Source organism: Polaribacter sp. KT25b (genome assembly GCF_900105145.1).
Classification (GTDB): domain Bacteria; phylum Bacteroidota; class Bacteroidia; order Flavobacteriales; family Flavobacteriaceae; genus Polaribacter.
In genome coordinates this window covers 121,747-137,506 of record NZ_LT629752.1, presented here as the reverse complement: position 1 = coordinate 137,506, position 15,760 = coordinate 121,747, and the positions used below count along the sequence as shown (strand labels likewise).

The window sequence follows — 15,760 nt, the reverse complement described above, 5'->3', positions numbered from 1 at the left end:
ATAGTTTTCTTAATTAAGTTTGGATGTCATTTTGACCAAAGTGATGAAATCTACTGTAAGATTTTCTACTTCATTTCATTTTGCTCAAAATGACAGACTGAACTACAATTTTTTACTTTTTGTCTTTATTTCCTATTGAAAAACTGTTGATATAACCTATTGGATCTTTTGCATCGTAAGTAGTACCATCAATAAAATCTGCTGTTGCTGGTTTATAACCATCTGTTGTAGGAATATCTGTTGCAGGTATGTTACCTTCTTCTATTAAAAGAGCTGCTGCTTTTTTCCAGATATCTGGTCTATAAATATCTTTGATTGTTGAAGAATACCAATCTGCAGTTTTAGCTTCTGGTATTTGTCCCCATCTTCTCATTTGAGTTAAAAACCAGATTCCATCAGAATAAAAAGGATAAGTAGCATTGTACTTATAGAATACATTAAAATCTTCCATATCTCTTTTATCACCTTTTTCAAATTCGAAAGTACCTGTCATTGAGTTTGCTAAAACTTCTACTGGCGCTCCTACATATTGACTCATAGATAAAATCTGTACTGCTTCTTTTCTGTTTTCTGGCTTGTCTAACCATTTACCAGCTCTAATTAAAGCTTTAGTAACTGCAATTGCTGTATTTGGATTTTCTTCAATAAATTTCTCTGTCATTACAAATACTTTTTCTGGGTTGTTTTTCCAGATATCGTAGTTTGTAACTACAGGAACTCCAATTCCTTTAAATACTGCTTGTTGATTCCAAGGTTCTCCTACGCAATATCCAAAAATGGTACCTGCTTCTAAAGTTGCTGGCATTTGTGGTGGTGGAGTTACAGATAATAAAACCTCTGCATCAATCTGTCCTTGTACATTTTCTTTAGTATACATACCTGGATGAATCCCTGCTGCTGCTAACCAATATCTAATTTCGTAGTTATGTGTAGACACAGGAAAAACCATTCCCATTTTAAATGCTTTTCCTGAGTTTTTATATTCTGTAATTACAGGTTTTAAAGCATCTGCTTTAATAGGATGAATTGGTTTTCCATCACTATCCGCAGGTACATTTGGTTTCATTTTAGACCAAACATCATTAGAAACTGTAATTCCATTTCCATTTAAATCCATAGAAAAAGGAGTAACTAATTTTGCTTGACGACCAAAACCTGCACCTGCTGCAATTGGCTGACCTGCTAACATATGAGAACCATCTAATTGACCATCAATAACTCTGTCTAAAACATTTTTCCAGTTAGATTGTGCTTCTACAGAAACAAATAAACCTTCATCTTCAAAAAAACCTTTTTCTTTAGCAATTGCCAAAGGAGCCATATCTGTTAATTTGATAAAACCGAAAGTTAATTGTGGTTTTTCTATATCTAATTGTTTTGTTTTTGATGCTGTTACAACTTCTGTTGTTATTTCTTTTTTTGTTCCTTTACCACCACAAGCAAATAGTAACATTGCTACAGGTAAAATGTAAATTGTTTTTTTGAATAGAGCTTTCATTGTTTCGTAAGTTTTAGTAATCTACGTATTAATACTTATTTTTTTAACAAATATATACCTAGTTCTTATTTCAACTTATGATATTACACATACTAAAACCTCTTTTTAAAACATATTAAAACCTGCCAAAAAACATATAATTTTTACAAAACATTAACAAACAATATTTTAAAATATAAATTAAAGACTAAGTACTATTTAGTTATACTTATTTTAAGCTAATTTTACTACGTAAAAAAGTCTTTCAATTGATAAACTGAAAGACTTTTTATTTAAATAATTAATTTAAGATATATTAATTTTATGAATCTAAATAGTAATTATGTTCACTAATCTCGTTTTTAAGAGCTTGTACATTTGTTATACCAATCTTTTTGCCTTTTGCAATAATTAAACCTTCTTTTTTTAACAAAGAAAAAACGCGAATTACCTGCTCTTCTGTGGTACCTGCATAATCTGCATACTCCTTTCTACTTAAAGGCAAGTTTAAGAACCCTCTTAAATCTCCAAATTTTCTGTTGATGTACAATAAAGTATCTATAACTCGTTCACGAACCGTCATTTGTGAAATAGATTTTACTTTAGATTCACTTCTATTGAGTTCGTTAGCATAAAACAACATCATGTCATAAGCAAACTTCGGATTTTCTAACAAAGCTTCTTGTAAATCCGTTTTAGAAAAATAACACAAAATTGTATCTTGCAAGGCAATAGCTCCAATAGAATAATACTCTTCTGTACCAAAACCTCTATGCCCAATAATTTCACCTTCTTTCGCAAAACGCACAATTTGCTCACGACCATTAATACCTGTTCTAAAAACTTTTACTGTGCCTTTTAAAATAAAAAATAAGCCATTTACAGGTGCTCCTTCAATAATAAATTGTTGCCCTTTTTTACATCTGAGCGATTTTTTATTATCAACAAAAGAAGGATTTATTAAGTTATATATATTTTTTTTAATCAAACAATTAGCATTAGTACAAGACATACAAGAAAAATCGTTTATTACTTTTCTTGTGTTTTTTAATGCTATGTTTTGATTCAGTGCCAAAGTTTTCTAATTTCTATATTTATTTTACCAATACCACTTTTTCAAAATTACTTTTAGGAGCTTCGCAAAGTGGGCATTCATAATTTATTGGTAATTCAGAAAATAAGGTTTCTGCAGCTATATTTTGTGTTACATCTCCATAAGCTTCATCATAAATAGTGAAACAATCTTGACACTGATACACTTCTAATTCTATCTGTTCTTTTTTAATTTCTGCGCCTTTTTCATCTTCTTTTTCACTACCTAAATCATCAAAATACAACTGACTTAATTCCATCAACAAACCAGGTAATTCAACTTTATCAACATCTTGAACGTGCATAATATATTGCCTTGTATTAGGATCAAAGTCTTTAGCATACAATAAATTATAAGTATCTCTTGTTTGAAAATTACCAATCATTTCTGGTTGCTTATTTTTCTGAACTACTATAGATGTAAAATAATAAGAAGCTTTGCTATAGTTTGTAATCGCAAATGTTAATCCATAAGTACTAATATCATTTTGATCGAAATTAGCAACTAAGTATTTTTTTAAATTTAATGCATCTTTATTGGATACTGGCAAATGCCAATTTAACTCTAACATTGAATGACGAACATTGATACCTCTTTTACCTAAAAATTTTTCCCAAATCAATTTAGATTCTCTTGGAATACCTTTTACAATAAAAGATTTCCATGGTGTAATTGAAATTTTACCTATCTTATTTTCTGAACATAATTCGCACATTTCCTTTAGAAAAGAAATATCGTACTTATTATTTCTCCAATATAAACCCAACCAATATTTATCTGATCCTATTTTATTCATCCCTTCAAAATACGGAAAAGGATAAAAAGGGACTTCTAAAGGCTTATCAACAGTTCTATTATTTGCGTCTAAAGCATCGTTTACCAACTCGAAAATAGTTTCAATAGTTTCTGGTTCTTCTTTTAAAATGTTTTCTATTGTTGTTTCAATTTTATCTAAATCCCAAGAATAAATTAAAGCAGGATACATTTTTATTTCATCCCAACCAGGAAGTCTGATGTACAAATACCAATAATCTTCGTGTTCTGAAGCAATAAAATTAATATGCCCTGTAAATAAAGGCACTAAACGTTGTTTTGGATCTGTAATATTTATTTTTAAGGTAGATTTTGATCGGAATTGTTCTAAAATATACAAGTATCGATCTCCTGTTAACCAAGAAGTACTTGGAAAAATATCTGCACAAACATAAGAAGACATAATATTTTCTATACCAACCTCGTCTGCTTCTACCACTCGTAATTTATCAAATTGAGATAAATCTTCTTTTTTAACTTTTTTGGGCAATAAAATATCCTGTCTAGAACCAAAAGAAATCGTTTTTTGACCTAAACTTTCTACAGATTCGCAAATGTATTTTAGTTCTCCTGGAGATAAAACACCACCTTTTACAATAACTCGATTCAATTGCTTGCTCATACCTTTACTTTTGCGTTATTCAAAATTTCTCTTACCTCAGTTTTACAACTTCCACAACCTAAACCAGCACCTGTTTTATTACATAATTCTGTAAAGTTTGTGCAACCACCAGCAATTGCCTCTTCTATATTACCTGCACCCACTTGACTACAAGAACAAACTAGCTCACCCAACATTGGCACATCATTAGAAGAACCTCTTAATAATGTATCTCTTTTATCAGACATTTCGATTTTGCTTTCTATCATTGTTTTGAATTCTGCAAACTCGTTTTTATCGCCCATTAAAACAGCCCCAATTAAAAGATCATCTTTAACAATACACTTTTTATAGTATCGTTTAGACATATCTGTAAAAATGATTTCCTCATAGCTATTATCGTTTTCTGGCACTTTAATTTCACCTATTGAACAGAGGTTTAAATCATTGAATTTTAGAATATTCATTAACACAGAACCTTTATAAGATTCACTAATATCACCTGCAATAAAATTGGCTAAAATTCCTGCTTGCTCTTCTGCTGCAGATGTAATACCAAATAATTGATTGTTAAATTCTGCAATTTCTCCGATAGCAAAAATATCTGGATGTGAAGATTGTAAATGCTGATTTACTTTTACACCTCTACCACAAACAATTCCATTATTTTTTGCAATTTCTATATTTGGTCTTGTACCAATTGCATACACAATTGCATTGGCTGTAATGTATTTTCCTGATTTTAGGTTGATGGTTAATTCACCTGTTTCATCATCATCAAAAACAGTACTTACTTCATTATCAAAATAAATTTGAATTCCTCTTTCTTGCACATCCAAAGACAATAATTTACTAGAAATTTTATCTAATTGACGCTCCATTAATCTTGATGCTCTTTGCACAATTGTAATTTTCACATTCTTGTGCTTCATTGCTGCAGCCAATTCTAAACCTAATAAACCTCCACCCACAATAACTACATGTTGCTCTTCTGGAGGCAAACCTGTATTTTCTAAGTATTTTTTAAATTCATCAGCATCACTTTTATTACGCATTGTAAAACGACCAGGTAAATCTATTTGTACATCTTTTGGTATAAAAGCCCTACTACCAGTGGCTAAAATTAACTTATCAAAAGTATGCGTTTCACCATTTGAATCTGTAACTATTTTAGTTTCTTTATCAATCTTATCAATTAAAGTTTCTGGATGAATATGAATGTCTAAATTACTTAATTCAGCATTTTTAATCTTTAATAATTGCTGCCAAGTCAATTCTTCTGTAATATATTCTGGCAACAAAACACGATTATAAAACAAATTCGATTCTTTAGAAAACACGTGAATTTCATCAACTTGATTATAATCTCTATAATTCTGTAAAAATCGAAAAGCAGCTGCACCTGCACCAGCTACAATTATTTTTTCTTTGGCTTTTTTGTATTTAGAAACTGAAACCGAAGTAAATTTAAAATCGGGTTCTTTAGAAACAGGATCTATATGTGTATTTGTTAAATTGTTTGCTCTATTTAAATTACTTTTTAAAACTTTACCCCAATGCATAGGTAAAAAAACAACACCTTCTTTTATAGCATCTGTAATTTTCGCACGCACTCTAACTACTCCATTTGCGCTTTTAATTTCTGTAACATCGCCATCTTTTATACCATTTAAATACGCATCAACAGGATTAATTTCTAGAACAGGTTTTGGGTAATGCGTTTTTAAGCGCGATACTTTACCTGTTTTTGTCATGGTGTGCCATTGATCTCGAATACGACCTGTTGTAAGTATTAATGGATAATCTTGATTCGTTTTTACTGATGTATTTTCTATGGTTGATGGAACATTAAAAATTGCTTTTTGAGATGATGTATAGAATTTTTTATCTTCAAAAAGACGAGGTGTACCAGAATGACGATATTCATTTACTGGCCATTGAAAAGTACCTTCATTTTTTAAACGATCGTAATTTAAAAAAGAAACATCAATATTTGTGCCTTTAGTCATAGATGCATATTCATCATATATTTCTGCAGTACTATTATAATTAAAGCCTCTAAAACCCATTCTTTGTGCAAAATCACAAAAAATTTCTACGTCTGGTCTTGCTTCTCCTGGAGCATCTATTTCTTTTGGCAAATAAGATATTCTACGTTCAGAATTTGTCATTGTACCTTCTTTCTCTAACCAAGCTGCAGCTGGTAAAACCAAATCTGCATATTTTACAGTATCTGATTTATGAGAAATTTCTTGTACTACAACAAACTTAGAATTTGCCATTGCTTTTTCTATTTGATGTGAATTTGGCATACTTACTAACGGATTTGTACAAGCTATCCAAACCGCTTTTAACTTTCCGCGCTCTAAAGCATCAAACATTTCTGTTGCTGTTAAGCCAGGTTTTGGCGATATTTTTTCTACTCCCCAAAACTGCGCAACTTCCCTTCTATGTTCTTCGTTTCCTAAATCTTTATGAACTGCTAAAAGGTTAGCCATTCCACCAACTTCACGACCACCCATTGCATTTGGCTGACCTGTTAAAGAAAATGGACCTGAACCAGGCTTACCAACTTGACCTGTTATTAAGGATAAATTTAAAAGTGATGTATTTTTATCTGTACCTATAACACTTTGGTTTAAACCCATTGCCCACATACTTATAAAGCCTTTAGATAACCCAATAATTTCTGCTGCTTTTTCTATATCATCTTCAGAAACTCCACATATTTTTGAAGCTTTTTTAAGATTTGTATCTAAAATTATTTTTCTATAATCTTCAAAACCTTGAGTATGTTTTTTAATAAAATCTTCATCAATTAAACCTCTTTTATACAAACGCCTTGCAATTGCATTATATAAAACTACATCTGTACCTGGAGTTAGTTGCAAATGTAAATCTGCAAAATTTGCAGAATCTGTTCTACGAGGATCAATTACTATAATTTTTACATTTGGGTTTTCTTCTTTTCTTTTCTCTATCCTTCTAAATAATATGGGATGACACCAAGCAGGATTTGCACCTGTTATTAAAAAACAATCAGCTAATTCTATATCTTCGTAAGAAACTGGCACACTATCTTCTCCAAAAGTTTTTTTATACCCCACAACTGCAGAGCTCATACATAAACGAGAGTTTGTATCTATATTATTAGTACCTAAAAAACCTTTGGTTAATTTATTTGCGATGTAATATTCTTCTGTTAAACTTTGTCCAGAAACATAGAAAGCCACTGAATCTGGCCCGTGTTTTTTTATGATGGATTTAAATACGTTTGCAGCTCTATCCAAAGCTGTATCCCAAGAAACTCTTTCTCTAGGATGAGAACGAGACCAACGCATTTCTGGATATAAAATTCTATCAGAAACATCATTTGCAACATAATGCAAATTCATTCCTTTAGAACATAACATTCCTTTATTTACAGGATGATCCTTATCTCCTTCAACAAAAACCTTGTTGTTTATGTCTTTTTTTACGATAATACCACAACCTACCCCACAATAAGAACACGTTGTTTTTACTTCATTTTTAATCATATAGACAAAGATTTTACACTAAATACGACATTAAATTTTCACAAACCAAACATTGACTTTATTATTCTTAATAACTTAAAATAGTTTAGTTGGTTTTACATCAAAAAAAAATATTTTTTTCTGATTAAGAATACAACAACTGTAATTCTTTATTTTACAATTACCAATTCTGGTGCTATTTCTTTTACTTTTTCTGGAGCTTCTGAGTATTCATCTTCTTTAGAAAACTTAATAGTTAAAGAAACAATTGCTGTTGCAATTACCACAAAACCAATTAATAAATACCCACTAGAAACTGCGCTTGAAGAAGCTACAGATTGAGCTGCTTTAATTGCTTCTTCTCCCAAACCTTCATTAGCTGCAATAGCTGCTTTTTCTGCTACAGCAGATTTTGATTTTAATAACATTGCTGCTAAAAAAGCACCAACATTACCACCTGCACCAACAATACCAGAAACAGAACCAATTGCTTTTTTATTGATAAATGGCACTACAGAAAATGTAGCTCCTTCTGCCATTTGCACACTTAAACTAAAAGAAATTAATAAAACAATTCCTAAAATTATACTTGATGCTCCCGAAAAGGAAATCAACATAATACCCTGTATGGTTAAGATAAAAGACAAGAATAAAACTCGACCTCTTAATCCTTTTAATTTCCCAAATTTATCACCAAAAAAGCCACCTAAAGTTCTTGCAAAAATATTCATTAAAGCAAATGAAAGCACAATGTTACCAGCAGTAACTCTTTCTAATTGGAACGTATTCTGAAGGTAATCATCCATAGTTCCGTAAACTGTTAATTCAATTCCAAAACTTGCTGCATAAACCACAAAAAGAATCCAAACTCTATAATCTTTTAAAACCTCTAAAAAACCAATCTGATCTTTTTTAGCAGTAACTATTTCTCCTGAAGCTTTTAATTCTTTAAAATTTCCTTTTGGAGTATCTTGTGTAAAAAAGAAATAAACAATACCCATTAAAAAACAAACAACACCTGCAATAACCATAGAATATCTCCAAGCTTCTGCATCTGCAACACCAAATGCTACAACTGCTCCCGCAATTAAAGGCATCCCTAATCTATTTGCTCCACCACCTAAATTACCCCAACCTGCAGAAGTTGCATTTGCAGTACCTACAATATTTGGTGCAAACATTAATGAAGTATGCACTTGTGTAATTACAAAAGACGCTCCTATAAAACCGATAAATAATCTACAAACCAAAAACTGAGTTGGCGTTTGCACTAAACCACATAAAATAACAGGAATTGCACCTAACATTAACAACCAAGTATAACATAATCTTGGCCCATATTTATCACATAATTTACCTATTAGTAAACGCGCAAAGACGGTTCCTGAAACCGCTAAAATGATAGAATTCCATTTTTGATCTGGTGTTAAACCTAAATCTTTTACAACATCTGGCATAAAAGGCACAATACCAAACCAGGCAAAAAAGCACATAAAAAATGAAATAGATGTAATCCAAAAAGTACGAGTGGATACATTTTTAAAATTAAACAGACTTAGTTTTGTTGCTTTTTCTTGAGCTAAAGTAGACATAATACATATATTTATATTACAAAACTAAGTATAAATACTTAATTTTAAGTATAAAAAATACGTATATTCTAATTATTAGGAAATCAACAATTACACAATACTCATTTTAAGGATATTGTAAAATTGACGTTAAAAAAAGATTGTTTTAAAAAACTACTCTACCTTAATAATTATATTAATTGATATTCTTTAACCTTATTGGTTAATTCCATTAGATTTTTTACCTCTAATTTCTTCATTAAATTAAAACGATGTACTTCTGCAGTTCTCTTGCTGATTTTGAGTTCATCAGCAATGTCTTTATTATTTTTTAATTCTAAAACCAAATCTAAAATTTGTCTTTCTCTTTTGGTTAATTTAAAGGGGAGCCCTGTACTTACTTTTTTTGAAACTTCTAAATTAGTTGCGTTTCCGTTAACAAAATTATTCATTATAATAGAAGAAACATCACCTGTAAAATATTTACCGCCAGAAGCTACTTTTATCACGGCTTTTAAAAACTCTTCTTTACTTGCTCCTTTTAACAAATAACCATCTGCACCAGCTTGTATAGATTTTACAACGTATTCTTCTGAATCGTGCATAGAAAGCATTAATGTTTTTACATCAGAAAAATGTTTTTTTACTTCTGAAACCGCCTCAATACCATTCATTTCTGGCATACGAATGTCTATAATTAAAACATGTGGTTTATTTTTGGCTATAACTTCTAAAGCTTCTTTTCCATTAGAAGCTTCATCAATTACAGTAATTCCTGATTGATCTTCTAAAAGTGCTTTTATACCATCTCTTACTAAAACATGGTCGTCTGCTAAAACTACATTTATCATAATTAATTATCGATTTTATACTTACAAAAATAATAAATTTAAGTAAAAATACGTATTTAAATTGGAATGTTTAAGGTAACCCTAGTTCCTTTACCTAGCTCAGAATTCAAAAACAACCTACCATTAATATATGTAATTCTCTCTTTCATAAAAGTCATTCCCATTCCTCCATCTCCTTTTTTCACTTTTTTTACTTTAGATGGCTCAAACCCTTTACCATCATCATCTATTACAATACTTAACATATTTTTACTATGAGAAAGTGATACTAAAATACTGGAAGAATCTGCATATTTAATAGCGTTATTAATAGCTTCTTGGGTAATTCTATAAATATTAATTTCAGTTAAGGAATCTAAACGCTGATTGAAATCTGTTTTATTAAATAAAAGAATTTCCTTACCAGTTAATTTACCCAATTCTTTAGATAATTTAGATATTGCTGGTACAATTCCATGATCTGATAATTCTGGAGGTGTTAAATTAAAAGTAGCTGTTCTAACTCCTTTTATAATATTTGCAGTTAACTCCTTTAAGTGTTCAACTTTAATTTTAGCTTTTTCTATATCATCTAAATTTATACTTTCTAAATTAAATTTTAAACCTGTTAACATTTGCCCTATTCCATCATGTACATCTTTTGCAATTCTATTTTGTTCTTTTTCTTGATTTTCAATAATTTTACTTGAAATTATTTTTTGCTGACTCATTTTCTCTTCAAAGCTAACTTCTGTAAGCCTTTCCACCTCTATTTGAGCCTCTTTTCTGTCTGTAATTTCTGATGCAATAATTAATAATTCGGATTTATTTTCTGTGGGTCTATAGGGTATTATAGACATTTCTAACCAAATAACAACATCATTTTTAGCAGTAGCTTTTACCTCTCCTTGCCACCCTGTTTTTTTATGCTTATTTATTAAATTTTCTATTAATATTTTTTCATTTTCATTGATGGATAAAAGATCCCAAAATAAAATTTCTTTGTTAAAGTTTGATAATCTAAACAAACGTGAAAACTTATTTCCCATATGAATTAAGTTTCCATTTGGAGAAATTCTTGCAAACAACAACGTTTCATCCATTGCATGACTTAAAGCTCTTAATTCTTTTACAGATTCTTCTTTAGCAACACTTAACAGATCTGCATTAAAAGCCATTTTTTTAGCTCTTTTTTCCGCTAACAATAATTCTGACAAAGTAGCTTTTACAGATTTTGCAGTTGGCCAAAAAATGAATAAAAATTCACCTAAAAGAATTATTAAGGTTAATGCCATTAAAAAAAACTCTAGTTTTCTTAACCAAGCTACTTTTTCATTTGCCTCTAAATCATATTGATTAACAATAGCATCCATTTTTAACAAAAAGGAACTTTCATTATTAGTTACTAATTTTATATTAGCAGCTAAATCATCAATATTAATAACAGGATTTTTTTCTAATTTATTGACTATGGCGTTTGATGCTAATTTTATGGTTTTAAAAACAGGATTTATAGCTGTAAATTTTCGCTTAACCTCATCACTATTTTGTTTAGGCAACCTTAAACTATCATTACCTTTTTGAAGAGAAATATGAGATAACTCCCATAAAAATAGCGTTTCTTTAATTTTATTTTTAAGTGATATTCTGTTTTCTAAACTCGGAGAAACAGAAAGAGAAACAATTTCTTTTGTTAGTTTTTGACTTAACATTCGCTGCCTACCAGCAACATTAATTACTGTTGAATCACTTTCTTGATTTTCTAAATGATTTCTTACTAAAACTTGACTAATAATTACAGAAACAGCAATTGTACTTAAAGCAAAGATGTACAAACGGCTTAATTTAGAAAACGTACGTTGATCTAAAGAATTTCCGTTTTTTGTCATTTTAAGTGATTTTTGTTACGAAATAGCTTGTTTTACCAAAGCCAAACTTTTATCAGAAAAAGGAATTGTTAGTGCTGCAGCATGCCCTTTGTCTGACATTTTTACCCAAGTCTTTTTTAAGATATCGATTACTTTTTCGTCTGTGTGTTTTGCAGCAAATTCATCGAAATAATAATCTAAAAAAACCAAACAAATGGCATCTTCTAAAATTTGAGATTCCTCATTTTTCTTAATTAATTTCTTTAGGATTATTTTTTTAACTCTTTCTTGAAATTGCTCATCAAAACCTACTTGTTGTAAAATTTCTACAGTTAAATCTGCATGAATTTTTTTAAGCGTTTCACGCCATTTTAAATATCCAACTCTGTCCATAGGATATTCTTTTCTTTCAATTTTCCACCTGCAAATGTGCTGTGCTCTTGCTGCAATTTGTAATGCTTTTGATGCATTAGGATCAAACTGAAGTAATTTTCTTGTCATTCTTTGTGAGTACAACAATTCTTTAGGATATGCTAAACCAGCAACTTGATACGTATTTGGGTCTTCAGCATTTTTTTTGTCTATTAACGCGATTGCAGTTTCAAATCTTGTAGGTTTCATAGGTAGCTTTATTCAGAAAAGCCAATATACACAATTTCATCTTCTATTTTAACAGGATAAGTTGCAATTTTAAAATCTTCGCCAGTTAAATTAGATCCGTCTTCTAAAGAAAATGTTTTTTTATGTAAAGGACAAGCAACTTTTGGAGTTCCTTTATCATCACCAATCATACCTCTACTTAACACCATTTCCATTTTATGAGGACAAACATTTTGGCAGGCATACCATTTATTTAATCTTGCAAAATTAAAAACAGCAATTTGTTTGTTTTTGTACTTTACACAAGCACCACCATCTAAAGGAAAATCTTGCACAGTTGCAGCTTTAAACCAGACTTTTACATCTTCTAGTTTTGTTGATGTGTATTGTTCTAAAATTTGTTCCATAATTATGTGATTAAAAATCTCCTTACTATCTCTTAATGCAAGAAATAATTATTACTGGAGAAATTGTATTATTTTATTCTGTTAAGACCTCTATGTTTTAAAATTGTATCTATTAAATAATTATTACTAACTTGTATAAACTGGATTTTGCGTTAGGGATTGAAGCATTTGTTTGAGCTCTTTTTTCTTTTTCAGAAAAAAAGCGAGTGCGAAAAGCCCGTTAAAACGCCCAAATTAATTTACTTTTTATTTACACCTACAAGGTTTTGAAACCTTCCTGGATTGTAATTCAATTGAAAACAGCAAAAACCACTTTTTTAATACCTACAAGGTTCTTGAAACCTTGCAGGAATATTTTTCAGCAGGAAACTAAACCCATTGTTCTGGCATTTTTTGATCTCTCATTGGTACAAAAACAATATTATCGTCTTCTTCATCTGAATTTACAAAGTGATTGAAACGCTTCATAACTTCTGGGTCATTTACAGCCTGCGTCCATTCGCACTCAAACTTATTTACTAAAGTTTCCATTTCAGTTTCTAAGTCTTCTACAATACCTAATTTATCTTCAATAATTACCTCTTTTAAATACTCTAAACCACCTTCTAAACGCTCTTGCCAAGCAGCAGTTCTTTGTAAAGGTTTTGCTGTACGCATATAAAACATTAAATATCTGTCTAAATATTTTATTACAGTTTCATTATCAATTTGTTCTGCAAACAACTCTGCGTGTCTTGGGTTTGCACCTCCATTTCCGCCTAAATAAAGATTCCAACCACCTTCTACAGCAATTAAACCAAAGTCTTTTCCACGCGCTTCTGCACATTCTCGAATACAACCAGAAACACCTCCTTTAATTTTATGTGGTGCACGAATTCCTCTGTATCTATTTTCTAATTCGATACCAAAACTCACACTTTCGTCCATTCCATATCTACACCAAGTAGAACCAACACAGGTTTTTACAGTACGTAAAGATTTACCATAAGCATGACCACTTTCGAATCCGTGAGCAATTAATTCTTTCCAGATTAATGGCAACTGATTTAACGTTGCTCCAAATAAATCGATTCTTACACCACCTGTAACTTTAGTATATAAATCGTATTTTTTTGCAATTTGGCCTAAAGCTATTAATTTGTCTGGCGTAATTTCTCCACCAGGAACTCTTGGCACTACAGAATAGGTTCCGTTTCTTTGGATGTTTGCCAAGAATCTATCATTAGAATCTTGAATTGCATATTCTTTATTTGCAGTGTCAGCATGTATAGTTGCCATTAAAGAAGCCACTAAAGGTTTGCATAATTCACAACCATGCCCTCCATTTCCATGACTATCTAAAACTTCATTAAAAGTTGTATAGCCTTTAACTTCTATAATTTTATATAAATCTTGTCTATTATAATCGAAATGTTCGCAAACAGAATCTTTAACTTCTATACCTAAAGATTTTAATGTTGCTGTTGTAATGTCTTTTACCATTGGTTTACAACCACCACAACCTGTACCTGCTTTTGTACAAGAAACTACATCTGCTAAATCTTTAGCTTCTCCACTCTCTATAACTCCACAGATCTGACCTTTTGTAACGTTTTCGCAAGAACACACTTGAGCATCATCTGGCAAATCCATAACATCACCAAAAGAAGAACCACCTTCTGTTGCAGGTAAAATTAATTGTGCTGGATCTTCAGGAATTTTCATTCCGTTTAAATAAATTTGATGCAACATATTATAGTCTGATGCATCACCAACTAAAATTCCGCCTAATAAAGATTTACCATCAAGACTAACGTTAATTCTTTTATATAAATGTTGTGTTTTATTTTCGAAAATGATAGAATGGCCTTTTGAAGCTGGCATAAATGGTTCTCCAAAACTAGCCACATCAACTCCAATTAATTTTAATTTGGTTGACATATCTATATCCGAAGGCATTAAACTTTCTTTATTTCCTAAAATTTGATCTACTGCAACAGCAGCCATATCATAACCAGGAGCTACTAAACCATAAATCATTTGATTGTACAAAGCAACTTCTCCAATTGCATAAATATTTTCATCTGAAGTTTCCATTTTATTGTTTACGACAATTCCTCCACGAACTCCCATATCTAAATCACAGGTTTTTCCTAATTCGTCTCTTGGACGAATTCCTGCAGAAACCACTAACATATCTACATTTAGAACATCATCTTCTCCAAATTCCATTCCTACAATTTTGTCTTCTCCTAAAATTTGATTGGTTGCTTTACTTAAGTGAATATTTAAACCAATAGATTCTAGTTTTAATTGCAATACCCTACTACTTCTTGCATCTAATTGTCTTGGCATTAATTTAGGTGCAAACTCTACAATATGTGGCTCTAAACCCATATCCATAACAGCCTTACCAGCTTCTAAACCCAACAATCCTCCACCTAAAACAGCCGCTTTTGCATTAGGATTTTCATTTCTTAATTTATCTGCATAAGCCAACATCCCTTCTAAATCTTCGATTGTTCTATACACAAAAACCCCTTCTTTTTCTACACCTTTAATTGGAGGTACAAATGCAGAAGAACCTGTAGCTAACACTAAATAATCGTAATTAAAAGTTCTGTTTTTAGCTGTAATAATGGTTTTTGAACCCCTTTGAATATCTGTCACTCTTTCATCTACAATTAAATCGATAGCATTTTCTGCATACCATTCAGCAGGCGCCATTTCTAAAGCCTTTGCATCTTGATTTTCAAAAAACTCACTTAAATGAACTCTATCATAAGCAGGTCTTGGTTCTTCACCAAAAACAATAATTCTAAACCCTTTGTTATTAGCAGCTGAAACAAATTTTTCACAAAATTTATAACCTACCATTCCATTACCTACAACTATAATAGTTTTCATAATTACGTATTTTATATCACAAAACTACGTATTATTACTTACTTTTTAAGTATTGTTAATTCATTTTTTTTAATTAACACATAAAATTATTAATTT

10 protein-coding genes are annotated in these 15,760 nt (G+C 30.6%); all 10 read right to left on the bottom strand.

What is annotated here, in order from left to right; translation table 11 throughout:
* Nucleotides 1-112: 112 nt before the first annotated feature.
* Nucleotides 113-1,498 carry a CmpA/NrtA family ABC transporter substrate-binding protein gene (locus BLT70_RS00485; protein ID WP_091890044.1) on the bottom strand — a complete coding sequence of 462 codons (1,386 nt, stop codon included), beginning with the start codon at nt 1,496-1,498 and terminating at the stop codon, nt 113-115.
* 301 nt (nt 1,499-1,799) lie between these two features.
* Nucleotides 1,800-2,552 (bottom strand): Crp/Fnr family transcriptional regulator, encoded by a 753-nt coding sequence (locus BLT70_RS00480; protein WP_231962769.1) that lies wholly within the window; start codon nt 2,550-2,552, stop codon nt 1,800-1,802.
* A 19-nt stretch (nt 2,553-2,571) separates the two neighbouring features.
* A complete protein-coding gene (locus BLT70_RS00475) occupies nt 2,572-4,005 on the bottom strand; it encodes a rubredoxin (protein WP_091890039.1) in 1,434 nt (477 codons plus the stop codon).
* Nucleotides 4,002-7,523 carry a nitrate reductase gene (locus tag BLT70_RS00470; protein ID WP_091890036.1) on the bottom strand — a complete coding sequence of 1,174 codons (3,522 nt, stop codon included), beginning with the start codon at nt 7,521-7,523 and terminating at the stop codon, nt 4,002-4,004. Before BLT70_RS00470 ends, BLT70_RS00475 begins: the two co-directional genes overlap by 4 nt.
* Nucleotides 7,524-7,672: 149 nt before the next feature.
* Nucleotides 7,673-9,094: an MFS transporter gene (locus BLT70_RS00465; protein ID WP_091890033.1), complete on the bottom strand. Its 1,422-nt coding sequence runs from the start codon at nt 9,092-9,094 to the stop codon at nt 7,673-7,675.
* Nucleotides 9,095-9,264: 170 nt separating this feature from the next.
* Nucleotides 9,265-9,924 carry a response regulator transcription factor gene (locus BLT70_RS00460; protein WP_091890030.1) on the bottom strand — a complete coding sequence of 220 codons (660 nt, stop codon included), beginning with the start codon at nt 9,922-9,924 and terminating at the stop codon, nt 9,265-9,267.
* 56 nt (nt 9,925-9,980) lie between these two features.
* Nucleotides 9,981-11,792: an ATP-binding protein gene (locus BLT70_RS00455; RefSeq protein WP_091890027.1), complete on the bottom strand. Its 1,812-nt coding sequence runs from the start codon at nt 11,790-11,792 to the stop codon at nt 9,981-9,983.
* A gap of 15 nt (nt 11,793-11,807) precedes the next feature.
* Nucleotides 11,808-12,392 (bottom strand): DUF4202 domain-containing protein, encoded by a 585-nt coding sequence (locus BLT70_RS00450; RefSeq protein ID WP_091890024.1) that lies wholly within the window; start codon nt 12,390-12,392, stop codon nt 11,808-11,810.
* Nucleotides 12,393-12,400: 8 nt separating this feature from the next.
* Complete coding sequence (gene nirD / locus BLT70_RS00445; protein ID WP_091890022.1) at nt 12,401-12,778, bottom strand: nitrite reductase small subunit NirD; 378 nt, start codon at nt 12,776-12,778, stop codon at nt 12,401-12,403.
* A 369-nt stretch (nt 12,779-13,147) separates the two neighbouring features.
* Complete coding sequence (gene nirB, locus BLT70_RS00440) at nt 13,148-15,664, bottom strand: nitrite reductase large subunit NirB (RefSeq protein ID WP_091890019.1); 2,517 nt, start codon at nt 15,662-15,664, stop codon at nt 13,148-13,150.
* Nucleotides 15,665-15,760 lie beyond the last annotated feature (96 nt).